Raw genomic sequence first — 23402 nt, 5'->3', positions numbered from 1 at the left:
TAGGGGGTGGGAAAGCCGTGGACCGTACACAAGAGCAAAAGCAACGGTTCGCCCTGCTGGTGAAGCAAATGGAGCTTCCCGCAGAATGGGTGGAACGTTTTTTTCAGGACGGACAGATTGATAAGCTGGAGCTGTACAAGCAAAATCGTGAGTGGGTATTTCGTTTTACGCTTCCCAGGATGCTGCCTGCGGAGGTCTTTCATGCGTTCACACAGAGGCTGACGCAGACCTTTTCCCATCTGGCGAAAGTAGATGCCAGTTTTCGATATGGGCAGAAACCACCTTTGGAGCAAATCGTAAATGAGTACTGGGATGTTGTGCTTGCACGTGTCGAGCCGGCCTTGAATTCACTGGCTGTCACGATGCGTACAGCGAAAAAAGAGGTCGCGCAGCAAGAAGTAAAAATCTACTTGCCTACCGATATGACGGTAGAAGTGGCCAAAAGAAAAAAAGCGGACAGCGAACTGCTCGCCGTTTTTCAGAAGACGACCGACACTTCTCCGCGTTTTACGTTCCATCAGGAAGAGAGTGATGAAGCGTACAAGGCTTTCGTTGAACAGCGCAGCGAGGAAGAGAGAGCGCTGGTCGAGGTCGTCATGACTGCCGCTGCGCAGGAGGCCAAGTCTGCTGATAAGACAGAGGCCATTACGACTCTGATGATGGGGTATGAAATTAAGGATGCCCCTATTCCGATCTGTGAGATCCAGGATGAGGAGCGCCGGATAGTCATCCAAGGTGCCGTGTTCAACGTGGAAGTAAAAGAGCTGCGAAGCGGTCGCCATTTGCTTACCTTTAACATCTCTGACTACACAGATTCGCTTACCGTCAAAATGTTTTCCCGCGATAAGGAAGACGTCAAGATGCTGGAGGCTCTGAAGGATGGTATGTGGGTCAGGGTGCGAGGAAGCGTACAGCATGATACGTTCATTCGCGATCTGGTGATGAATGCGAACGATCTCAATCAGATCGAGCAAGTCGTACGCCGAGATACGGCAGAAGAAAAACGTGTTGAGCTGCATTGCCATACACCTATGAGTGCTCTGGATGCGGTAGCGTCCGTAAAATCGCTCGTTTCTACAGCGGCGAAATGGGGACACCCGGCGATTGCCATTACTGACCACGGAGTCGTACAGGCATTTCCGGAGGCTTATTCAGTGGCAAAGAAAAATAACATCAAGTGCATTTTGGGGATGGAAGCTTACGTCATCGAGGACGGGATTGATATCGTCTACAATTTGACGGCAGATAACAACATTCCGATTGATGAGAATACGGAATACGTCGTCTTTGACACGGAGACGACCGGCTTGAACGCAGCTGAGCATACCATTATCGAAATCGCTGCGGTGAAGATGAAAGGGAGCGAGATTGTCGCAGAGTGGACGGAGCTGATCGACCCGCAGCTGGAGATTGGACCGAAAACAACCGAGATCACGGGGATTACTAATGAGATGCTGCGCGGCAAGGACACCTTGGATGTCGTGCTTCGCCAGTTTAAGGAATTCACGGGAGATGCAATTCTCGTTGCACACAATGCCGAATTTGATAAAGCGTTCATCAATGCGTGCGCCAAGCGGATTGGAATGGAGCCGTGGAACAATCCGTTCCTGGATACGCTGCCTCTCGCGCGGATGATGTACAAAGGTATGCGCAACTATCGGTTGGGCAGTCTCGCAAAAAAATTTAATGTAGAGCTGATCAATGCTCACCGCGCGTTGGATGATACAGTTGCGCTGGCGCATGTCTTCCAGCAGATGCTCAAAGACATCAAGGAAGCGCAGATCAAGACGTTGGCGCAGTTGAATGAACAGAGCAATGCAGAAGCGGACTATAAAAGCGGTCGTCCATTCCATGCGACGATCCTCGTGAAAAACAAAGAGGGATTGAAAAACCTCTACAAGCTGGTGAGTCGCTCTCACGTCGAGACCTTCTATAGATGGCCACGGATCCAGCGCAGTCAGCTGACGAAGTATAGGGACGGTCTACTGATCGGTACGGCGTGCAAGGACGGCGAGCTGATGCAGGCCATTTTGCGCGGGAAATCGCCGGAGGAGCTGAAGGAAGTAGCTTCGTTCTACGATTACCTGGAGCTGCAGCCGATCGCCCATTACTCGCCATTGCTGCGCAACGAGGAAATCCCAAGCCTCGAGACGATGAAAGGGTACCACCGAAACATCGTTCAGATGGGAAAGGAGCTCGGCAAGCTCGTAGTCGCTACGGGGGACGTGCATTTCCTCAACCCGCAGGATGAAATCTTCCGAGATGTCTTTTTGCTTTCCAAAGGGGACCCAACTGCTGGAAACCAGCCACCACTATATTTGTATACGACAGATGAGATGCTGGAGGCGTTCTCTTTCCTCGGGGAAGAGACTGCACACGAAGTCGTTATAAAAAATACGAATGCGATCGCAGATATGATCGAGGATGTAAGTCCGATTCCAGACAAGCTCTACACACCCGTCATCGAGGGAGCCGATGATGAGCTGCGGCAAATGTGCTATGACAAAGCAAAAAGGCTCTATGGCGATCCGCTGCCTGAGTTGGTAGAACATCGACTGGAAAAAGAGTTAACTAGTATCATCAAGCACGGGTTCGGCGTTATCTATTTGATTTCCCAGCGCTTGGTGACAAAGTCGTTGCGAGACGGCTATCTGGTAGGTTCACGGGGATCGGTAGGTTCCTCCTTTGTCGCGACCATGTCCGACATTACCGAGGTAAATCCACTGCCACCGCATTATCGTTGTCCGAACTGCAAGCATAGTGAATTTATCACGGATGGATCGATTGCTTCCGGATTCGACTTGCCAGACAAAGAATGTCCGTCTTGTAGCACAAGCTACGAAAAAGATGGGCAGGACATCCCGTTCGAAACGTTCCTGGGCTTTAAAGGAGACAAGGTACCGGATATTGACTTGAACTTCTCTGGTGACTACCAGCCGCGAGCGCATAAGTACACGCAGGAGCTTTTCGGAGCCGATTATGTCTATCGTGCAGGAACGATTGGTACGGTCGCAGAGAAGACAGCTTACGGCTATGTGCGAAAGTACGCCGATGAGCGCAAGATGACACTGCGAAATGCAGAGGTCTCAAGGATCGTGAACGGCTGCACAGGTGTAAAAAGAACGACAGGTCAGCACCCGGGCGGGATCATTGTAGTGCCTGACTACATGGAAATTGAAGATTTCTGTCCGATCCAGTTTCCGGCTGATGACAATGAATCGGAATGGCGCACGACGCATTTCGACTTCCACTCCATTCATGACAACTTGCTCAAACTCGATATTCTGGGACACGACGATCCGACAGTCATCCGAATGCTGCAAGACTTGACGGGCATGGATCCAAAAACGATCCCGCTCGATGACAAGAAGACGATGTCGATCTTTAGCTCCACGGAAGCATTGGGTGTGGCACCTGAGCAAATCGGTACGAATATGGGGACTTTGGGAATTCCAGAGTTCGGTACCAAATTCGTACGTCAGATGCTTGAGGATACGAAGCCGACCACGTTCGCCGAGCTGGTTCAGATTTCGGGACTGTCACACGGAACGGACGTTTGGCTGAACAATGCACAGGATTTGATTCGCAATGGAACATGTAAGCTTCCTGATGTAATTGGTTGTCGTGACGACATCATGGTATATTTGATCTACAAAGGTCTGGAGCCTTCCCGTGCCTTCAAGATCATGGAGTCGGTGCGGAAAGGAAAAGGCGTGCCGGAGGAAGATCAGGAAGAGATGCGCAATAACAACGTTCCTGAATGGTACATCCAGTCTTGCCAACGGATTAAATACATGTTCCCGAAAGCCCACGCGACTGCCTACGTCATGATGGCGGTACGGATCGCGTACTTTAAGGTGCATCGCCCGCTGGAGTTTTACGCGACCTACTTCACGGTACGGGCGGATGACTTCGATATCCCGTTGATGGTTAAAGGCTCTGCGGCTATTCGCCAGAAGATCGAAGAGATCGAGGGCAAAGGACACGACGCTCAGCCGAAAGAGAAGGCGCTGCTGACCGTATTGGAGATGGCCCTGGAGATGGTCGAGCGCGGCTTCCGTTTTGCCAATGTGGATCTGTACGCCTCTGACGCGACACGCTTCCTGATCGACGGAGATTCGCTCATTGCTCCGTTTAATGCGTTGCCAGGTCTGGGTACCAACGCTGCGCTCAGTATCGTGGAAGCACGGCAGCAAGGAGAGTTCCTCTCCAAGGAGGATTTGCTGTCTCGTTCCAAGATCTCCAAGACTATTTTGGAGTATTTGGAGGAGCAAGGAGCTCTCAAAGGCTTGCCTGAATCTAACCAGCTATCCTTGTTCTAATCAGGTGTCAAGAGGGGTGCCCTCATCCAAAGGTTGTCAGGGAAGGGCGCTTATGCTATAATTTTTTTGGAAATACTGGTTTTATACGCATGACAGATCGAGAGTGGGGAAACCCACTCTTTCTTTCTGGTTACACCTCAGGGTTCATACGAGAAGGAGGTACTTGCTTGAGCAAGGTAACGGACATCGTCACCGAACTGGTCACGCCCATTGTTGACGAATTGGGTCTGGAACTAGTTGATATTGAGTACAAGAAGGAAGGCAGCAACTGGTTTCTGCGCGTGTTTATCGACAATGAAACTGGCAACATCGACATCGATGACTGCGCCCTTGTCAGCGAGAAGCTTAGCCAAATATTAGATGAAGTGGATCCGATCCCTACTGCATATTTCTTGGAAGTTTCTTCGCCTGGTGCAGAACGCCCGCTCCGAAAAGACAAAGATTTCGAGAAGGCTGTCGGTCGACACGTTCACATCACAACAAAAGAGCCAATAGAAGGAGCAAGCGTGTTCGAGGGCGAACTCATATCCTTTGAGGACGGTAAGTTGACAGTTAAGGAAGCGAAAAAGACGTACGTGATTACACAGGAGCAGATTGACACGGCCCGTATGGCAATCGTCTTTTAATAGTCTGGCCGGTGGTAAGTAAAGGAGGAGGCAACGAAAGTCATGAACGGCGATTTTATCGAGGCTCTAGAAGCCATTGAAAGAGAGAAAGGCATCACCAAAGACGTACTGATTGAGGCAATCGAAGCAGCACTGATCTCTGGATACAAAAGAAATTTTAATTCAGCCCAAAACGTACGGGTGGATGTAAATCGTCATTCGGGAACCGTGCGCGTGTATGCGCGGAAAAATGTAGTGGAAGAGGTACTGGATCCACGCCTCGAGATTTCTCAGGAAGCAGCACAAGAAATAGATCCGAATTTCCGTCTTGAGGATATTGTTGAAATTGAAGTAACTCCTCGTGATTTCGGGCGAATTGCTGCTCAAACGGCAAAGCAAGTCGTGACACAGCGCATTCGCGAAGCAGAGCGCGGATTGATTTATAGCGAGTTTATCGAGCGCGAAGACGATATCGTAACAGGTGTTGTTCAGCGTATGGATGCACGCAATTACTATATCGATCTGGGTAAAGCGGAAGCGGTTATGCCGATCACGGAAAAAATGCCATCCGAAGAGTTCAAGTCACAAGACCGCGTGAAGGCATATATCATCAAGGTAGAAAAAACAACCAAGGGACCGCAAATCGTCGTTTCTCGTACACATCCGGGTTTGCTGAAGCGACTGTTTGAGCTCGAGGTTCCTGAAATTTACGATGGTGTCGTGGAGATTAAATCTGTCGCTCGTGAAGCGGGAGACCGTTCCAAGATTGCCGTCCATTCCATCAATGCAGACGTTGACCCAGTCGGAGCGTGCGTAGGCCCAAAAGGTATGCGCGTACAGACGATCGTAACCGAGCTTAAAGGTGAGAAGATCGACATCGTTCGTTGGTCCGAGGATCCGGCTGAATATGTGGCAAACGCACTTAGCCCTGCAAAAGTTCTCCACGTAGAAGTGAACGCGGCTGAGAAAGTGACCCGTGTCATTGTACCTGATTACCAATTGTCCTTGGCGATTGGCAAGCGCGGTCAAAATGCACGTCTGGCAGCCAAGCTCACTGGATGGAAAATCGATATCAAGAGTGAGTCCCAGGCAGACCAAGAAGGCATCGCTTATCCAAAAGCATTAGAGGGCGATGAAGGGGCGGACATCGAATAATCATGAAGCAAAAAAAAATCCCTTTACGCAAGTGCATCGTTTGCCAAGGAATGTTTCCGAAGAAGGAATTGATCCGAGTGGTTCGGACGCCTGAAGAGGAGATCGTGATTGATCTGACTGGAAAGGCCGCTGGACGCGGGACTTATGTCTGCCGTCAGGATAGCTGTCTGAAACCAGATGCGTTCGCCTCGGGGAAATGGAAAAAAGTGCTGGAGCGTGCACTGAATATGTCCATTACTCAGGAGAAATACGATGCATTTCGTGAAAAATGGCTGGAGATGATTGGGCAATGATTCCCAAAGCTGCGCAATTGCTCGGACTTGCCATGCGAGCAAGAAAAGTAATTACTGGTGAGGAGCAGGTACTAGCTGCCATACGCAGCGGTCAGGCCCATCTGGTATTGCTCGCGGCTGATGCATCTGACAATACTGCCAAAAAAATGAGAGATAAATGTTCCTATTACGGTGTTTCGTGTGTTACCACTGGGGACCGACATGAGCTGGGCCGTGCCATTGGGAAAGATGGACGGGTCACAGTGGCGGTAACTGATGGGAAGTTGGCTGAAAGCATTCAGCGTCTGCTCACCTAACTTAGGAAAGGGTGAAGTCCATTTGAAGACACGTGTGTATGAATATGCCAAACAACACAACATGAGCAGTAAGGAAATCCTCAATTTGCTAAAGCGCTTGAATATAGAAGTTGCAAATCATATGAGTATCATGGAAGAAGGCACGATCAAAAAGATCGAGGATCACATGGCAAAGCTGCGTGCTGGCGGTTCCAAGCCAGAACAACAACGCTCCGCGCCAAGTGAGGCAAGACCGAAACAAGCAGACGATCAACGTCGCCAGAATGAAGCCAGAGGACAATCCCGTCCCCAGTCGCAGCCAGGGCAGCAAGCACAAGCTGAACGCCCGGCCGACCGTGATCGCGGTGGTAACAGCCTGGGCAACAATCGTCCAGCTGGAAACAGGCCCGATCAGCAGAGTCCTCAAAATGGAAAAAATCAGGGGAAGAATCAGGAGAGAAGACCAAACAATATGAGAAGTCAACCCGCAAAGCCGAATGACCGTAAACCACAGCCGCAAAATCAACAGCAACGACCGCCAAGACCGCAACAAAATCAGCAACGTCCACAAAATCAGGCTGCAAATGCAGGTGCAAATACTGCAAATGCACAGCCTGAAGCTCGCGCCGGAGAAGACTTTGAAGATAAAGTGAAACTCCCAACCAACGTAGGTATTGAAAAACGCGAGAAGATCAAAAAAGGTCCACAAACGCAAAAAACGTTTGAAGACAACAAGAAGAATCAGCCTTTCCGCGGAGGAAACAATCGTAACCAGAACAACCGCAGAGGCAACAACCACCGTGCACCACAAAAACAACAGCGTCCAGTGCTGGAACCACCAACAAAAATCACGTTCACAGATTCTTTGACAGTGAACGAGCTGGCGCTAAAACTGCGCAAGGAACCTGCGGAAATCATCAAAAAGTTGTTTAATTTGGGTATCATGGCTACGATTAACCAATACCTGGAGAAAGATGCCATCGAGCTCATTTGCGCTGAGTACAACATAGAAGTGGAAGAAAAAATCATCATCGACGAGACCAACTTCGAAACACTGGAAGAAGTAGATGCTCCTGAAACCTTGATGGAGCGCCCGCCAGTTGTTACGATCATGGGTCACGTTGACCACGGGAAAACAACGTTGCTGGATGCGATCCGCTCTACAAACGTAGTAGCCGGTGAAGCTGGCGGTATTACCCAGCATATTGGTGCTTACCAGGTTGAGATCAAAGGGAAGAAAATCACATTCTTGGACACTCCTGGTCACGCAGCCTTTACTACCATGCGTGCTCGCGGTGCCCAAATTACAGATATTACGATTCTCGTAGTGGCAGCTGACGACGGTGTGATGCCACAAACCATCGAGGCGATCAGCCACGCGAAAGCAGCGAATGTACCGATCATCGTTGCTGTGAATAAAGTGGATAAACCAGAGGCGAACATCGATCGCATCAAGCAAGAGCTGACGGAGTACGAACTGGTTGCCGAGGAATGGGGCGGCGACACGATCTTCTCCCCATTGTCTGCGAAACAGCGTACAGGTATCGAGGAACTGCTGGAGTACATCCTGCTGGTATCCGAAGTACAAGAGCTCAAAGCGAATCCAGACAAACGTGCCCGCGGTACGGTTGTGGAAGCTGAGCTGGATAAAGGCCGCGGACCAGTTGCGACCATCCTGGTTCAACAAGGGACGCTGCGTGTAGGGGATCCAATCGTAGTAGGTTCTGCGTATGGCCGTGTACGTGCCATGGTGAACGACAAAGGTCGTCGTCTGAAAGAAGCAGGCCCATCTACTCCAGTAGAAATCACTGGTTTGAACGATGTTCCTCAAGCAGGAGATCAATTCCGCGTCTTCGAAGACGAGAAAAAAGCTCGTGCAATCGGGGAAGCTCGTGCATCGAAGCAGCGTGAATCCGAGCGTCGTGAAAGTGCACGCGTATCTCTGGACGACCTGTTCCAACAAATTCAGGAAGGCGACATCAAAGAGCTGAACCTGATTGTGAAAGCAGACGTACAAGGTTCTGTTGAGGCTCTCCGTGGTGCTTTGGAAAAGATCGATGTAAACGGTACGCGTGTGAAAATCATTCACACAGGTGCAGGTGCCATTACCGAGTCCGACGTGACCTTGGCAAATGCATCCAACGCGATCATCATCGGCTTCAACGTTCGTCCTGAGCCAAATGCGCGCAACATGGCCGAACAAGAGAAGATCGACATTCGCTTGCACCGTGTCATCTATACCGTAATCGAAGAGATCGAGCAAGCTCTGAAAGGGATGCTGGATCCTGTTTACAAAGAGAACATCATCGGTCAAGCTGAGATTCGCGAAGTATTCAAAGTATCCAAAGTCGGTAACATCGCTGGTTGCTACGTTACAGAAGGCAAGCTGAGCCGCGATGCAGGTGCTCGCCTGATCCGTGAAGGCATCGTGATTTACGAAGGCAAGCTGGATACACTGAAACGCTTCAAGGATGATGCGAAGGATGTTGCCGCAGGTTACGAGTGCGGTCTGACACTGGAGCGCTTCCAGGATCTCAAAGTGGGCGACGTCGTCGAAGCCTTCGTGATGGTGGAAGTGAAACAATAATGATTGCGAGTGTGCAGATCGAACTGTTTCTGCCCGCTTGTCAAAATTTGAAAGAGAAAAGGGCCATCGTCAAGAGCTTGATTGGAAAGATGCGGAACCGCTTCAATGTCTCCGCATCTGAGATGGCTTACCCCGAGCAGTGGCAGCGTACCATTTTGGGTATCGCTGCCGTTGCTAATGAGATGTCCTTTTTGCAAAAAGAGGTTCAGACCGTGATCCGCTTCGTGGAAAACCATCCTGATGTGGAGTTGATTCAAGCGGATACGGAATACTACGATTAGTACAGCCAGCGGAGGTGAAGAACATGAACAAGACACGGATGAGCCGAGTAGGGGAAGAGATCAAGAAAGAGCTGAGCATGCTTTTGCAGCGAGGCCTCAAAGATCCGCGCATCGGCTTTGTTACCGTTACAGATGTAGAAGTGAGCAGCGACCTGCAGTTGGCGAAGGTATATGTCAGCATCTTTGGAAGTGAAGAGCAGCGCAAAGCATCTTTGGCCGGATTGCAAAAAGCAAAAGGCTACCTGCGAACCGAAATCGGCAAGCGCGTGAAGCTGCGCCACATTCCTGATTTTACATTTAAACTGGACGAGTCAATTGACTACGGCAGTAAAATAGAATCAATCCTGCGGGAAATCTCCACTGAAGAGGGAAAACAGGATGAAGCCAAATCTTAATACTGTGGAGGAAGCGGCACGATTCATGCAATCGCATGACCGCTTCCTGGTTCTTTCTCACGTCAATCCAGACGGGGACGCGACAGGCTCTGCACTTGGAGTTGTCATGATTCTCGAGCAGTTAGGTAAAGAATACGTGGTTGTAAACGAAGGGGAAACACCGGTGAAGTTTAACTTTTTACCGCGTTTTGAACAGCTGCGAAACCTTTCGACGCAGCCACTGGATGAAACATTTGAGGCCGTGATCGCCGTAGACTGTGCTGATGAGTCTCGGATGGGCGATGTACGGTCTTTATTTGGTTCGGAAGCTGCCTTGCTCAATATCGATCACCACCCGACGAATGATGGCTTTGGCAGCATTAACCTGATTCGTACGGATGCGGCAGCTACTGCAGAAATTTTGTATGATGTGGCTGTGGCAGCAGGTGTCAGCTTCAATGAAGAACTGGCTCTGTGCATTTACACGGGTCTTTTGACGGATACGGGTGGCTTTCGCTATTCCAATACGTCTCCTCATGTAATGGAAATTGCGTCGCAGCTGCTGCGTTACGGAGTCAAGCCGGGTGAGGTCGCGGAGCGCTGCTTGGAAGAAATCACGCTGGCTCACGTAAAAATGTTGAGACTTGCTCTGCAATCGCTGGAAATGTCTCACGAAAACCTGGTGGCTTCCATTACGGTGCATTTTGAAGACTTCGCACAGGCGGGGGCTAGTCGTGACGACACAGGAGGGCTGGTCAACTACTGCCGGAACATCGAAGGCGTAGAAGTAGGCGTCTCCTTTGTAGAGTCTGAGGTAGGCGCCGTGAAAGTGAGTCTGCGTGCACGTGATCGCGTGGATGTATCGGCGATCGCCAAGCAGCTGGGCGGCGGCGGTCATGCCAAAGCAGCAGGATGCACGATTCGGGGCTCCTTGCAGGACGCAAAAGGAAAAGTATGGCTTGCATTGGGAGAAGCATTAGGAGTGAACAGCAATGAGTAACGTAAACGGTGTGCTTGTGGTGGACAAGCCGGCCGGAATGACCTCGCATGATTGCGTTTCGCGAATCCGCCGACTTTACGGAACCAAGAAAGTAGGGCACACAGGGACTCTCGATCCGGATGTGACGGGAGTGCTACCGATCTGCCTGGGGCAGGCTACGCGGCTTGTCGAGTATTTGCAGGAGCTTCCCAAACGTTACGATGTGGTCATGCGCATTGGCTCCTCTACGACCACAGAAGATGCTTCCGGTGAAGTCATTGAGCAGAAAGAAGTCGATATCGCTTCGATTACAAAAGAACGAGTAGAAGAGCTCTTTCAATCCTTTCTGGGTGAGATCGATCAAGTGCCGCCGATGTACTCCGCAGTCAAAGTCAACGGGGTTCGACTGTATGATTTGGCGAGGGAAGGCACAGTAATTGAGCGTCAATCCCGAAAAGTGACCATCTATGAGCTGACTCTTCACGATATTTCGGCAGGCGATGGTGTTGTGGACGTTTCGTTTACCTGCACCTGCTCGAAAGGCACCTACATGCGTACCTTATGTGTTGACCTCGGGCGCGTACTGGGGTATCCTGCCCATATGAAGCTGCTGCGGCGAATAAAAAGCGGCCCGTTTACAGAAGGGGAAGCAATCCCTCTCCAGGTACTGGAGGAGCAGACTGCAAACGGGGAAGACCTTTCCCGTCATTTAGTCTCGATCCCACAAGCCATGTCGTTCATGCCAGCTTTTCAGGTCAAGCCGGAGCGCGTTCGGGCAGTGCGAAATGGGTTGGTTACGGCGCTGCCAGGTGTCAACGTTGAAGAAGGCAGCCTGATTTGCCTCTTTTCAGAGAACGAGCTGCTCGGGATTCACCGCGTCTGCCGTGGGGAAAAAGGCCTCTTTGCCAAAGCAGAAAAAGTCTTTCCTTCCGAGGTGTAACCGTGAAAACGATCTCCCTGACATATCCATTGTCGACAGAATTACAGTCACAGCCTTGCGCCATCGCCCTCGGGTACTTTGATGGTGTACATATTGGTCACAGGCGGGTCATTCAAAAAGCGATTGATACAGCAAAAGCAAATGGCTGGCAGAGTACGGTTCTGACATTTGATCCTCATCCGCGCGAGGTTTTGGGGCAAAGTGGCTATACCCGTTATTTGACTCCACTCGCTGACAAGCTGGAGCAATTCGAAAAAATGGGTGTGGACACCGCCTACGTGATGAGCTTCGATATCGGCTTTGCCGCAGTGTATCCGGAAGATTTCGTTTCAGAGTGCCTGTTGCCCCTGAATTGTCGCCATGTCGTCGTTGGTTTTGACTATACATTCGGGCATCGCGGGATGGGAACAGCGCAAACTCTCCAGGAGATGAGCGAGGGTCGTTATGGGCTGGATATTGTCGGGCCTGTAAATCGTTTGGGTGAGAAGGTCAGCAGCACGATCATTCGAGAGTACCTGTACGATGGTGATGTGGATCAAGTCCATCTGCTGCTGGGTCGGCCCTATAAAGTGCGTGGAACGGTTGTTCATGGCGACAAGCGTGGGCGTACGATCGGCTTTCCGACGGCGAACGTCAAGGTAGCTGCCCCTTATCTGATCGGGAAAAACGGTGTCTACGGCGTCCGTTTTACGGTCGATACGAAAAGCTACTACGGCGTGATGAATGTCGGGATCAAGCCGACCTTTGAGCTAGAAAAGAAAGAAAAATCGCTAGAAGTACACATTTTTGAGTTCTCGGGCGAAATATATGGCAAAGATGTAGAAGTAGAGTTTCTTTTTTACATTCGCGAGGAGCAGAAATTTGCTGGTGTGGATGCCCTGATCGCGCAAATTCAGCGTGACGTGGATATGGCAAAGCAAAAAATAGAAGAGTACTCTCGTAATTGAGGAAACTCCTTTGCTTTTCGCAAAATGGTATGCTATAATTCAAAACGTTGTACAGATAACCGCAGCTTGGCTGACCGAGGCTCACCGACGGCAGACTCGGCTAACGGTATAAAAAATGAGGAGGTGAGTCATGATGGCATTGACTCAAGAACGTAAAACTCAACTGATCCAAGAGTTCCGTACTCATGAGAACGACACCGGTTCGCCGGAAGTGCAAATCGCTATCCTGACCGAAAACATTAACAACCTGAACGGACACTTGCGTACTCACAAGAAAGATCACCACAGCCGTCGTGGTCTTCTGAAAATGGTAGGTCAACGTCGTAACCTGCTGACATACCTGCGTGAATCCGACGTTCAACGTTACCGTTCTGTAGTAGACCGTCTGGGTCTGCGTCGCTAATTAGCGTCTTGTAAAAAGCGGGTTCTTCCCGCTTTTTCTAACGTGTAGGAGTGTGCAGAGCTGTTTGGGTCTGCACTCTCTGAAACGTTCAATAGGAGCTTTTTTTAACGAGTAGGAATGTAAAAGCCGATTGCTTTTATATTCTGTAGCGCAAAAGCGCCTCATGAATAAGCCTCGACAGAGGTTTTTTTATTATCCAGGAAGACTGCCAAGCGTAACCATTTAATTTTGTGTGTGGCAGGAAATAATACATATAGGTAGAAAACAAAGTGTAGATATGCACATTGTCGTGAAGGAGGACTGCTAGTAACATGGAGCAACAATTCCGTACATTTGATTTCGAACTGGCAGGCCGTAAGCTGACCCTGGAATTTGGTAAAATGGCCAAACAGGCAAATGGCTCGGTCCTGGTTCGGTACGGCGATACGGCAATCCTGTCTGCAGTGACGGTCTCGAAGGAACCAAAAGCTCTTGATTTCTTCCCGCTAACTGTCAACTACGAGGAACGTCTCTACGCAGTCGGGAAAATCCCCGGCGGCTTTATTAAAAGAGAAGGTCGTCCTAGTGAAAAGGCGATTCTGGCAAGTCGTTTGATTGACCGCCCGGTTCGTCCACTTTTCGCAGAAGGTTTCCGTAATGACGTACAAATCGTAAATACTGTTCTGTCTGTTGATCAAGATTGCTCGCCTGAGATTGCTGCCATGATTGGTACATCTGCAGCGCTCTGCGTTTCTGAAATTCCTTTCGAAGGGCCAATCGCGGGTGTCATCGTAGGCCGTGTAGACGGACAATTCATCATTAACCCTACTGTAGCTCAAGCGGAAAAGAGCGATATCCACTTGGTCGTTGCGGGAACGCATAAAGCGATCAACATGGTGGAAGCTGGCGCAAACCAGGTTCCAGAATCGGTCATGCTGGAAGCGATCATGACGGGTCATGATGAAATCAGGAAAATTATTGAGTTCCAAAACCAGATCATTGCGGAGATCGGCAAGGAAAAAATGCAGGTGATCCTGCATGAAGTAGATCCTGAAATCGATCAAGCAGTGCGCGGCTTTGCCGAAGCGCGTTTGAAAGAAGCAGTACGCATTGAAGAAAAGCAAGCTCGCTACGATGCGATTGATAATATTAAAGCGGAAACCAAGGAGCATTTTGCTGCTTTGAATCCGGAGACGTTTGAAGAGCAGGAAAAAATGATTGGCGAAGTGCTAGGCAACATCGTAAAAGATGAAGTCCGCCGCCTGATCACCGAGGAAAAAGTTCGCCCGGATGGACGAGCTCTCGATGAGATTCGCCCGCTCTCCAGTGAAGTTGACATTTTGGCACGTACACATGGTTCTGCTATGTTTACACGTGGTCAAACCCAAGCATTGAGTGTGGCTACTCTGGGTGCACTGGGTGATGTTCAAATCCTGGATGGTCTGGGACTGGAAGAATCCAAGCGCTTCATGCACCATTACAATTTCCCGCCGTACAGCGTAGGGGAAGCACGCCCGCTTCGTCCTCCTGGTCGCCGTGAAATTGGTCACGGAGCATTGGGTGAACGTGCGATCGAGCCGATCATTCCTTCCGAGGTGGAGTTCCCTTACACGATCCGATTGGTTTCTGAGGTTATCGAATCCAACGGTTCCACATCGCAGGCATCGATTTGCGCAAGCGTTCTTGCCTTGATGGATGCAGGGGTGCCGATCAAAGCTCCAGTAGCAGGTATCGCAATGGGACTGATCATGGGCAAGGACGAGAAATCGTTCTCGATCCTGACAGACATCCAAGGCATGGAAGATCACCTGGGTGATATGGACTTTAAAGTGGCAGGTACCGAAGCAGGGGTTACCGCGATCCAAATGGACATCAAGATTTCCGGCATTAACCGCGAGATTTTGGAAATGGCATTGGAACAGGCACGCATCGGACGACTGCACATCTTAAAGCACATGATGAGCACGATCTCTGCTCCGCGTGAGACTTTGTCTCCATACGCACCGAAAATCATGACGATGACCATCAATCCGGAAAAAATCCGCGATGTTATTGGTCCTCAAGGCCGTGTCATCAACAAAATTATCGAAGAGACTGGTGTCAAAATCGATATTGAGCAAGATGGCCGTGTCTTCATCGCTTCGATCAACCACGAAGCAAACCTGCGAGCCAAACAAATCATCGAAGACCTCGTGCGTGAAGTCGCTGTTGGACAGACTTACCTCGGAACTGTCAAGCGCGTAGAGAAATACGGTGCATTCGTCGAGCTGTTTGCAGGGAAAGAAGGACTGTGCCACATCTCCCAATTGGCAGAAGAGCGAGTAGCCAAAACCGAAGATGTAGTCGCCGTAGGAGATAAGATACAAGTTAAAGTAACGGAGATCGACGACCAAGGTCGTGTCAATCTCTCCCGCAAGGCTGTATTGAAGGAGCAGGCAGCTGCTCAGCAAGCAGACTCTGCACCAGCAACAGCTGAATAAACAACAAGCAAAAGGCTTCGTCACTCGAAGAAATTCGCGTACGGAAGCTTTTTTCTTTTTTCGTCTAACTCCTCCCCCGGATTCATACATTGGACAAAGAGAGACTTGTACGAACGGGAGGAGGCGCGTGCCCCAATGACGGCAGCGAAGAGGAGGTTTGTGTTTACAATCAGCTGCGCAGTTCTGTTTATGCTGCTGCTCAATTACAAGCCCATCCATCAATACATAGATGTGATGAAGAGTCAAAAGGCAATAACGGCGGATGGGCAGCTGGATGAGAGGGAGCGGCTGCGAAGCTTGATCGAGCAGTGGAAAGCCGGAGTGGAAGAGCTGCCCATCGACGCCGTTTACGATAAAAGCTGGAAGTCTGCAATTCCAGGCTACAACGGACGTATTGTAGATGTAGAGGCCTCCATTCATAAAATGACCGCTACGGGTATTGTGAGTCCTGATTCGTTGGTGTACAAGGAGGTCCCGCCTGCTGTTTCACTCGAACAGGTTGGGGTTTTACCTATTTACCGGGGAAATCCGAACAAGCCAGCGATATCGTTTATGATCAACGTAGCGTGGGGAAACGAGTACCTCGATTCCATGCTGAATACGTTAGACAAACACGGAGTGAAGACGACGTTCTTTTTAGATGGCTCCTGGGTAAAACGTTACCCGGAGGAGGCGAAAAAGATCGCCGCGAGAGGACATGAAATAGGGAATCATGCTTATTCGCACCCAGATATGAAAACGTTAGGTACACAGCGGATACAGCAGGAGATCGGCAAAACGCAAGAAGTCATTCAGAAGACGATTGGGGTGAAACCGACGCTCTTTGCACCGCCGTCCGGTTCATTCGATCAGAGGGTTGTGCAAATCGCCCAGTCCTCGTTCCAAATGAAGACGATTTTGTGGACAGCCGACACGGTGGATTGGCAAAAGCCTTCGCCAAGCTGGGTTGTGCGCAAGATCAGCCGGTTGATGGGGAATGGTGTACTCGTGCTCATGCACCCGACAGCAGCTTCGGAAGCGAGTCTCGATCAGCTATTGACGATTGCGAAGCAGAAAGGATTGGTCCCTACCACTGTTTCAGAAGTGATCTCTGCGAACCGTCTCCAGAAGTAAGTAAGCGTGATCATTTCTTGTGGAGACCAGGGAAGTTTGCTATAGTTAGACGTGTTTACAAGATTTCCCCCTAGAAAAGTGGATAGAGAGATGATCAACCGAGGAGGATTTGTGTGATACAACGTCATACGTGTGATAACGGTCTTAGAATCGTGACGGAAAGGATTCCGTCAGTTCGCTCTGTTGCGCTTGGCATCTGGGTCGGGACCGGTTCGAAATATGAAAGCGATGTAAATAACGGCATTTCACACTTTTTGGAGCACATGTTCTTCAAAGGAACGGCAACTCGCTCGGCAAAGGAAATTGCGGAAACCTTTGACGAAATTGGGGGCAATGTGAACGCCTTTACATCTAAAGAGTACACCTGCTACTACGCACGAGTGCTTGATCAGCATGCGCCGATTGCTTTGGACGTGCTCTCTGATATGTATTTCCACTCCGTCTTCGATGCAGAAGAGCTGGAGAAAGAAAAAAATGTAGTGATTGAGGAAATCAGCATGTATGAGGATACGCCAGACGACCTTGTCCATGATTTGATCGCAAAAGCTTCCTATGGGAATCATCCACTGGGCTACACTATCTTAGGTACAGAGGATGTCCTGAGAAGCCTGAAGCGGGACGATTTGCAACGATATGTGGATCATCGTTATCTACCGTCGAACACGGTGATCACGGTTGCAGGGAATTTTGAGGACAGCTTGATCGAGGACATTCAAAAGCGCTTCTCTGTATTCCAGCGTTCTTCGACTTTCCCAACCCTTACGACTCCCGATTTCGCAGCCGATGTCATCTTCCAGCAGAAAAAGACAGAGCAGGCACATATGTGCATTTCGCTTCCAGGTTTTAAAGTAGGGCATAAGGATACCTATTCGCTGATTCTGCTGAACAATGTACTGGGTGGAAGTATGAGCTCCCGCCTCTTCCAGGAAATCCGCGAAGAGCGTGGTCTAGCTTACTCCGTATACTCGTATCATTCTTCCTATAAAGAAGCAGGGACTTTTACTGTATACACGGGTACGGCTCAAGAGCAGGTCGGGCAAGTCTTTGACATCGTCTCCCAAGTGCTTAGAGATGTTGCGGATCACGGGATTACCGATAAAGAGCTCAATAAAGGAAAAGAACAATTAAAAGGAAGCCTCATGCTGAGCTTGGAGAGCACGAACAGCCGCATGAGCAGACTGGGGAAAAATGAACTGCTCCTGGAACGTCACCTCAACTTAGATGAGGTTTTGGCAAAAATCGATTCGGTAACGCACGAAACGGTATTGTCTGTAGCCCAGCAGCTCTTCCGCTCCAAATTGGCGATGGCAATGGTAAGCCCGTTGGAGGGATTCCCTTCCAATATAAAAAACGACATTCTACTATAGAAACAAATTGTACAAGAAAAATCCGGCATAGGCCGGATTTTTTTGCGTATATCAACATGTAATCAGGACAAAGGGGTGAGCAGCATGCGGCTCAGCGATTTGGGAGGGAAAGAAATCATTGGTCTGGATACAGGCGAAAAAATGGGGGTGATCAGCGACTCAGATCTCGTCATCCACCCGGAGAGTGGACAAATCCAGTCGATTATCCTTCCAGGGGGCAGTTTTTTCGGGTTCGGGAAGAAGCGTGAGGATATTGTCATCCCCTGGAGCTCCATCGTAAAGATCGGACCAGACATGGTCATTATTCAATTAAATCAACAGGAAATACAAGTTTCTCAAAAGTAGGCCACCTGTCACCGAACCAGGGGGAAGAGAATAGGATGGGGGTAGACCGCATCGTTTTTCGTCAACTTTTTCACATGGAAAAACCTTTGCGTTTCGATCATTTAATGCAGTAAAATGTGTGGAAAGGGGAACGCAGCATGCTAACGGGCATACATGTTGCCTTCATCGGCGGAGACGCTCGCCAGTTGGAAGTAATCAAGCGTTGCATACAACTGGATGCTAGCGTCACGTTAGTTGGCTTCGACAACCTGGAAAGCAATTTCACAGGGGCAACGAAGAAACCATTAACATGCGATGTGTTGAAAGACGTGGACGCCCTCATCCTTCCAATCGTTGGGACAGATGACCAAGGCTTCGTGGAAAGTATTTTTTGCTCCAAACAATTGCAGCTGCAAGATGAGCACGTATCGAGCTTACCTAAGCACTGCGTGGTATACACGGGAATGGCAAAGCCCTATTTAAGAAGACTGCTCGATCCCAAGAAGATTCCACTGGTGGAGCTCTTGGAACGTGATGAAGTCGCAATCTACAACTCCATCCCTACTGTGGAGGGAGCATTGATGATGGCGATTCAAAATACGGACATCACCATTCATGGATCGCAGTCAATTGTGTTGGGACTAGGCAGAACCGGTATATCCATGGCTCGAGGACTGCATGCATTGGGAGCACGCGTCAGAGTGGGGGCTCGGCGTCAGGAACACTTGGCACGCATTTATGAGATGGGAATGACTCCCTTCCATATAAGCGAACTTAGGCAACAGGTCACAAATGCTGATTTTATTTTTAATACCGTCCCGCAATTATTGCTCACTGCTGAAGTGATCGCTCAAATGCCCCAGTCGGCGTTTATTCTTGACCTGGCTTCCAAGCCGGGCGGCACAGATTTTCGCTACGCCGAAAGACGAGGCATCAAAGCGCTTCTCGCTCCCGGATTACCTGGAATCGTTGCACCTAAAACCGCAGGACAAATTCTCGCTCAAACTTTGTCTCGTCTCATTGCGGAGCAATCGAAAACCAGGAGGGAATCATCATGAGTAAGCTTCAAGGGAAGACCATCGGATTTGGGTTGTCAGGATCACATTGCACATTTGAGGAAACCATGCCTCAGATCAAGCGATTCATCGATGCTGGAGCACGTGTGATCCCGATTGTTTCCAATACCATCATGACGACAGATACGCGATTTGGCACATCGGCTAGCTGGCAGCAGCAGCTAAAAGAACTTACAGGAGAAGAGCTGATCTCCACAATTCCCCAGGCGGAACCGTTAGGGCCTTCAAAATTGCTGGACGTGATGCTCATTGCACCTTGCACCGGCAGCACAACCAGTCGTTTGGCAAATGCCATTACAGACAGTGCAGTGCTGATGGCAGCAAAAGCGACTATGCGTAATCTACGCCCACTGGTTATCGCTATTTCAACAAACGATGGTTTGGGATTAAATGCGGCCAATATTGCCAAGCTGTTGGCTGCCAAAAACATCTATTTTGTGCCATTCGGACAGGATGCTCCGGATAAAAAGCCTAATTCGCTTGTCGCTCGCATGGACTTACTGTTGGAGACATGTGAGGCTTCCTTGGAAGGGCGACAATTGCAACCCTTGCTCATCGAACGATTCAACTATTAATTCCAACACTACAGAAAAACAAAAATCAACCAACCTGTTTTCTCGCGATTAGGAGGAGAGTAAGAGATGGCTAACCAACTGACTTTTAATGTCGCTGTAGTAGGCGCAACTGGCGCAGTCGGACAACAAATGATTCGACTTTTAGAAGAGCGCGATTTTCCAATTAAACAGCTGAAGCTGCTTGCTTCTGGGCGTTCCGCCGGTAAGACCGTAACGTTCAAGGGACAAGAAATTGTTCTGGAGGAAGCAACGCCAGAGAGCTTTGTTGGGGTCGACTTCGCTTTGTTTAGTGCAGGTGGAGGAGTAAGTAAGGAATTGGCTCCTCATGCTGTGCGCCACGGAGCTGTTGTCATCGACAACACCAGTGCTTATCGGATGGATCCAGAAGTTCCATTGGTCGTTCCGGAAGTAAACATGGAAGCTGCGCTCGCGAATAAAGGAATCATTGCGAATCCGAATTGCTCCACGATTCAGATGGTTGCTGCTCTGAAACCCTTGTATGATCGTTTTGGCATAGACCGTATTATCGTTTCTACTTATCAAGCGGTTTCCGGCGCCGGACAATCCGCTATCAACGAATTGCAAACCCAAAGCCGTGACATTTTGGATGGCAAAGAGCCAGAATGCAACGTGCTGCCAGTAGGTAAACTGCCTGTTCACCATCAAATTGCGTATAACGCGATTCCGCAAATTGATGTATTTACAGATAACGGTTTTACTTATGAAGAAATGAAAATGGTGAACGAGACCAAAAAAATCTTCGGTGATGATACAGTATTGGTGTCGGCCACATGCGTTCGCATTCCGGTCGTTTACGGACACAGCGAATCTGTCTACGTAGAGCTGAAGCAGGATTTCGATCTGGAAGAAGTAAAATCTCTGCTTGAGAATGCTCCTGGAGTCGTTCTCGTAGACGTACCGGAAGAGCAGCGCTATCCGCTTGCTACCGATGCTACAGGCAAACTGGATATCTTTGTTGGCCGTGTGCGTCGTGATCTCCATCACCCGCGGGGACTGCATATGTGGATCGTTTCTGACAACCTTCTCAAAGGTGCGGCATGGAATACAGTACAAATTGCTGAAGAACTCATCAAAGCAAGAGCATAGGGGAGAGGTTAGTGAAGATTCTCGTCCAAAAGTTCGGTGGTTCTTCCTTGACGACGGAGGATTGCCGAAACCGGGCAATCTACCATATAGAAAAAGCGATCGATGAGGGCTATGCCCTCGTCGTTGTCGTATCGGCGATGGGACGTAAGGGTGATCCTTATGCTACCGATACACTTCTGCAATTGGTTCGCAATAATGGAAACCAATTGCCAAGTCGGGAAATGGATATGCTGATGCATACGGGGGAAATCATTTCGGCTACGGTCATGTGCAGCATGCTAAACGCACGTGGCATCAAAGCCACTATTCTCACGGGCGGTCAAGCGAACATCATTACCAGCGATGATTTCAGCAATGCGCAGATCCTGACAATCGATCCCGCTCGAATCCACAAGGAACTGAAGGCAGGAAATGTCGTCATCGTACCGGGCTTTCAGGGCAGGACGGAAGAGTGGGAGATTACAACGCTGGGACGCGGTGGCAGTGATACGACCGCAACAGCGCTTGGGGTCGCCCTATCGGCGGAAATGGTGGATATTTTCACCGATGTGGAAGGAATCATGACAGCTGATCCGCGCATCGTACAGGAAGCACAGCCGCTGGCGATGGTGACGTATACCGAAATTTGCAATATGGCTCATCTGGGAGCAAAAGTGATCCATCCTCGTGCAGTGGAGATTGCGATGCAGGCAAACGTGCCGATTCGCGTACGCTCCACATTTTCGGACGACCCCGGGACATTGGTCACGACCATGCTCGAAATAGGGAAGATGGGTTATACTGTTCACGACCGACTTGTCATGGGGATTGCTCACGTACCCAATATAACGCAAGTGAAGGTGGCAAATCGGGAAGGTCATTACGACACCCAGCTGCAAGTGTTTAAAACCATGGCAACCAACAATATCAGTGTAGATTTCATCAATGTGAATCCTTTAGGTGTTGCCTATACGGTTCACGATGAAATGGGTGAAAAAGCTGCGCGGTTGCTCATGGACTTGGGCTATGAACCACAGCTGTTGCCGCATTGTGCCAAAGTATCGGTCATCGGTGCGGGAATGACTGGAGTCCCTGGTGTCATGGCACAAATAGTAGAAGCGCTGACCCATGAAGATATTCAAATTCTGCAATCAGCTGATTCCCATACGACGATTTGGGTGCTGGTACACGAAATGGATATGGTCAGAGCAGTTCGAGCACTCCACCAACAATTCAATCTGCACGCACATCATATGTAAGACTGACAAAGAGTAGAGGAGTTGGAAAGGCAGTGGCACGTTTTGGCCGATTGGTAACCGCCATGGTCACACCGTTTAACGAAAAACTGGAAGTTGACTACGGAAAAACGGAACGCCTCATTGACCATCTTCTGGCAACAGGCACTGAAGGGATTGTAGTCAGCGGAACTACAGGCGAGTCACCCACTTTGTCTCGCGCGGAAAAGCTGGATTTGTTCAAGCATGTAGTCTCTTATGCAAAAGGCAAGTGTCATATCATTGCAGGTACGGGCAGTAACGATACCGCATCTTCTGTCGAGTTTACACAAGCTGTACAGTCAGTAGGTGTCGACGCGGTAATGGTTGTGGCGCCGTACTATAGCCGACCCTCACAGGAAGGGCTATACGGGCATTTCAAGACAGTAGCGGAAGCATCAGAGCTGCCAGTTATGCTGTACAACGTACCAGGAAGAACAGCGGTGAACATGGCTGCAGAGACGACATTGCGCCTGGCAGAGCTGCCCAATGTGGTTTGCATCAAGGAAGCCTCTGGCAACCTGTCACAAATGGCGAAGATCATTGAACACGCTCCGGGGGGCTTTGAGCTGTACAGTGGGGATGACAGCTTGACGCTCCCGACGCTTTCGATTGGCGGCGTGGGGATTGTAAGTGTAGCGAGTCATGTTGTAGGCCGCCAAATGACGGAAATGATTCAGTCATTTCTCGAAGGCGACCATACAGCTGCTGCCAGCCTGCACAGAAGGCTAATGCCCGTATTCGAAGGACTGTTTACCTACCCGAGCCCCGGACCGACGAAGGTGGCTCTGGAGAAGCTGGGTGTCGAGGCCGGCGGAGTGCGTTTGCCTTTGGTTGAGTTAAATGAGCAGGAAAAATCTTTTGTGCATTCCTTGCTTGAATAGTGATTGGAGACATTGTGGTGCCAAGATGGCAGGTGTAGTCTTGGCTGTACTTATACCGGATAGGAATGGCAGCATTCCTATCT

The 23402-nt window shown here is 49.7% G+C and carries 21 protein-coding genes; all 21 read left to right on the top strand.

All coding sequences use genetic code 11. The annotated features are described in order from the left end of the window. Nucleotides 1-17: 17 nt before the first annotated feature. The 21 genes from ACLIN2_RS17780 (at nucleotide 18) to dapA (ending at nucleotide 23319) form a co-directional block, all read left to right on the top strand. Nucleotides 18-4322 (top strand): PolC-type DNA polymerase III, encoded by a 4305-nt coding sequence (locus ACLIN2_RS17780; protein ID WP_411501725.1) that lies wholly within the window; start codon nucleotides 18-20, stop codon nucleotides 4320-4322. Between the two features lie 167 nt (nucleotides 4323-4489). Then, nucleotides 4490-4948, top strand: a complete 459-nt coding sequence (rimP, locus tag ACLIN2_RS17775; protein WP_092266699.1) for a ribosome maturation factor RimP — start codon at nucleotides 4490-4492, stop codon at nucleotides 4946-4948. Nucleotides 4949-4990: 42 nt separating this feature from the next. Then, nucleotides 4991-6082: a transcription termination factor NusA gene (nusA, locus tag ACLIN2_RS17770; protein WP_411501724.1), complete on the top strand. Its 1092-nt coding sequence runs from the start codon at nucleotides 4991-4993 to the stop codon at nucleotides 6080-6082. A 2-nt stretch (nucleotides 6083-6084) separates the two neighbouring features. Next, nucleotides 6085-6375 carry an RNase P modulator RnpM gene (gene rnpM / locus ACLIN2_RS17765; protein ID WP_400585899.1) on the top strand — a complete coding sequence of 97 codons (291 nt, stop codon included), beginning with the start codon at nucleotides 6085-6087 and terminating at the stop codon, nucleotides 6373-6375. After that, nucleotides 6372-6671, top strand: coding sequence for a YlxQ family RNA-binding protein (locus tag ACLIN2_RS17760; protein WP_092266701.1), 300 nt, complete (start codon nucleotides 6372-6374; stop codon nucleotides 6669-6671). Before rnpM ends, ACLIN2_RS17760 begins: the two co-directional genes overlap by 4 nt. Before the next feature lie 22 nt (nucleotides 6672-6693). Then, complete coding sequence (gene infB, locus ACLIN2_RS17755; RefSeq protein WP_411501723.1) at nucleotides 6694-9237, top strand: translation initiation factor IF-2; 2544 nt, start codon at nucleotides 6694-6696, stop codon at nucleotides 9235-9237. Continuing rightward, nucleotides 9237-9518, top strand: a complete 282-nt coding sequence (locus ACLIN2_RS17750) for a DUF503 domain-containing protein (RefSeq protein WP_092266703.1) — start codon at nucleotides 9237-9239, stop codon at nucleotides 9516-9518. Before infB ends, ACLIN2_RS17750 begins: the two co-directional genes overlap by 1 nt. Before the next feature lie 23 nt (nucleotides 9519-9541). Continuing rightward, on the top strand, nucleotides 9542-9913 hold the full coding sequence (rbfA, locus tag ACLIN2_RS17745) for a 30S ribosome-binding factor RbfA (RefSeq protein ID WP_092266704.1): 372 nt from the start codon (nucleotides 9542-9544) through the stop codon (nucleotides 9911-9913). Beyond that, a complete protein-coding gene (locus ACLIN2_RS17740) occupies nucleotides 9897-10892 on the top strand; it encodes a DHH family phosphoesterase (protein WP_411501722.1) in 996 nt (331 codons plus the stop codon). Before rbfA ends, ACLIN2_RS17740 begins: the two co-directional genes overlap by 17 nt. Further along, nucleotides 10885-11811: a tRNA pseudouridine(55) synthase TruB gene (gene truB / locus ACLIN2_RS17735; RefSeq protein ID WP_092266706.1), complete on the top strand. Its 927-nt coding sequence runs from the start codon at nucleotides 10885-10887 to the stop codon at nucleotides 11809-11811. Before ACLIN2_RS17740 ends, truB begins: the two co-directional genes overlap by 8 nt. Before the next feature lie 2 nt (nucleotides 11812-11813). Beyond that, nucleotides 11814-12758, top strand: coding sequence for a bifunctional riboflavin kinase/FAD synthetase (locus ACLIN2_RS17730; protein ID WP_411501721.1), 945 nt, complete (start codon nucleotides 11814-11816; stop codon nucleotides 12756-12758). Between the two features lie 133 nt (nucleotides 12759-12891). Beyond that, nucleotides 12892-13161 (top strand): 30S ribosomal protein S15, encoded by a 270-nt coding sequence (gene rpsO / locus ACLIN2_RS17725; RefSeq protein WP_049738821.1) that lies wholly within the window; start codon nucleotides 12892-12894, stop codon nucleotides 13159-13161. A 311-nt stretch (nucleotides 13162-13472) separates the two neighbouring features. Beyond that, nucleotides 13473-15620 carry a polyribonucleotide nucleotidyltransferase gene (pnp, locus tag ACLIN2_RS17720; RefSeq protein WP_411501720.1) on the top strand — a complete coding sequence of 716 codons (2148 nt, stop codon included), beginning with the start codon at nucleotides 13473-13475 and terminating at the stop codon, nucleotides 15618-15620. Between the two features lie 135 nt (nucleotides 15621-15755). Further along, nucleotides 15756-16733 carry a polysaccharide deacetylase family protein gene (locus ACLIN2_RS17715; RefSeq protein ID WP_411501719.1) on the top strand — a complete coding sequence of 326 codons (978 nt, stop codon included), beginning with the start codon at nucleotides 15756-15758 and terminating at the stop codon, nucleotides 16731-16733. Between the two features lie 113 nt (nucleotides 16734-16846). Continuing rightward, a complete protein-coding gene (locus ACLIN2_RS17710) occupies nucleotides 16847-18100 on the top strand; it encodes a M16 family metallopeptidase (RefSeq protein WP_411501718.1) in 1254 nt (417 codons plus the stop codon). An 84-nt stretch (nucleotides 18101-18184) separates the two neighbouring features. Further along, entirely contained in the window at nucleotides 18185-18445 is a 261-nt protein-coding gene (locus ACLIN2_RS17705; RefSeq protein WP_092266711.1) for a YlmC/YmxH family sporulation protein, read from the top strand. 137 nt (nucleotides 18446-18582) lie between these two features. Then, nucleotides 18583-19482 carry a dipicolinate synthase subunit DpsA gene (gene dpsA, locus ACLIN2_RS17700; protein WP_092266712.1) on the top strand — a complete coding sequence of 300 codons (900 nt, stop codon included), beginning with the start codon at nucleotides 18583-18585 and terminating at the stop codon, nucleotides 19480-19482. Next, nucleotides 19479-20075, top strand: a complete 597-nt coding sequence (locus tag ACLIN2_RS17695) for a dipicolinate synthase subunit B (protein ID WP_092266713.1) — start codon at nucleotides 19479-19481, stop codon at nucleotides 20073-20075. Before dpsA ends, ACLIN2_RS17695 begins: the two co-directional genes overlap by 4 nt. Nucleotides 20076-20141: 66 nt before the next feature. Beyond that, nucleotides 20142-21182, top strand: coding sequence for an aspartate-semialdehyde dehydrogenase (locus tag ACLIN2_RS17690; protein ID WP_400585878.1), 1041 nt, complete (start codon nucleotides 20142-20144; stop codon nucleotides 21180-21182). Nucleotides 21183-21193: 11 nt separating this feature from the next. Beyond that, nucleotides 21194-22420 carry an aspartate kinase gene (gene dapG / locus ACLIN2_RS17685; protein ID WP_411501717.1) on the top strand — a complete coding sequence of 409 codons (1227 nt, stop codon included), beginning with the start codon at nucleotides 21194-21196 and terminating at the stop codon, nucleotides 22418-22420. Nucleotides 22421-22452: 32 nt separating this feature from the next. Continuing rightward, on the top strand, nucleotides 22453-23319 hold the full coding sequence (gene dapA / locus ACLIN2_RS17680) for a 4-hydroxy-tetrahydrodipicolinate synthase (RefSeq protein ID WP_411501716.1): 867 nt from the start codon (nucleotides 22453-22455) through the stop codon (nucleotides 23317-23319). Nucleotides 23320-23402: the final 83 nt, after the last annotated feature.

It is taken from the genome of Brevibacillus centrosporus, assembly GCF_046622605.1.
Lineage (GTDB): Bacteria > Bacillota > Bacilli > Brevibacillales > Brevibacillaceae > Brevibacillus > Brevibacillus centrosporus.
The sequence above is the reverse complement of the archived record's forward strand: the minus strand, read 5'-3'. Positions and strand labels throughout refer to the sequence as shown.

What these genes read in the sequence shown, in the direction of transcription:
- nusA (WP_411501724.1), top strand. Translation starts at nt 4,991, where the DNA reads ATGAACGGCGATTTTATCGAGGCTCTAGAAGCCATTGAAAGAGAGAAA.
- rnpM (WP_400585899.1), top strand. Translation starts at nt 6,085, where the DNA reads ATGAAGCAAAAAAAAATCCCTTTACGCAAGTGCATCGTTTGCCAAGGA.
- ACLIN2_RS17760 (WP_092266701.1), top strand. Translation starts at nt 6,372, where the DNA reads ATGATTCCCAAAGCTGCGCAATTGCTCGGACTTGCCATGCGAGCAAGA.
- ACLIN2_RS17750 (WP_092266703.1), top strand. Translation starts at nt 9,237, where the DNA reads ATGATTGCGAGTGTGCAGATCGAACTGTTTCTGCCCGCTTGTCAAAAT.
- rbfA (WP_092266704.1), top strand. Translation starts at nt 9,542, where the DNA reads ATGAACAAGACACGGATGAGCCGAGTAGGGGAAGAGATCAAGAAAGAG.
- ACLIN2_RS17740 (WP_411501722.1), top strand. Translation starts at nt 9,897, where the DNA reads ATGAAGCCAAATCTTAATACTGTGGAGGAAGCGGCACGATTCATGCAA.
- truB (WP_092266706.1), top strand. Translation starts at nt 10,885, where the DNA reads ATGAGTAACGTAAACGGTGTGCTTGTGGTGGACAAGCCGGCCGGAATG.
- rpsO (WP_049738821.1), top strand. Translation starts at nt 12,892, where the DNA reads ATGGCATTGACTCAAGAACGTAAAACTCAACTGATCCAAGAGTTCCGT.
- pnp (WP_411501720.1), top strand. Translation starts at nt 13,473, where the DNA reads ATGGAGCAACAATTCCGTACATTTGATTTCGAACTGGCAGGCCGTAAG.
- ACLIN2_RS17715 (WP_411501719.1), top strand. Translation starts at nt 15,756, where the DNA reads ATGACGGCAGCGAAGAGGAGGTTTGTGTTTACAATCAGCTGCGCAGTT.
- ACLIN2_RS17705 (WP_092266711.1), top strand. Translation starts at nt 18,185, where the DNA reads ATGCGGCTCAGCGATTTGGGAGGGAAAGAAATCATTGGTCTGGATACA.
- dpsA (WP_092266712.1), top strand. Translation starts at nt 18,583, where the DNA reads ATGCTAACGGGCATACATGTTGCCTTCATCGGCGGAGACGCTCGCCAG.
- ACLIN2_RS17695 (WP_092266713.1), top strand. Translation starts at nt 19,479, where the DNA reads ATGAGTAAGCTTCAAGGGAAGACCATCGGATTTGGGTTGTCAGGATCA.
- ACLIN2_RS17690 (WP_400585878.1), top strand. Translation starts at nt 20,142, where the DNA reads ATGGCTAACCAACTGACTTTTAATGTCGCTGTAGTAGGCGCAACTGGC.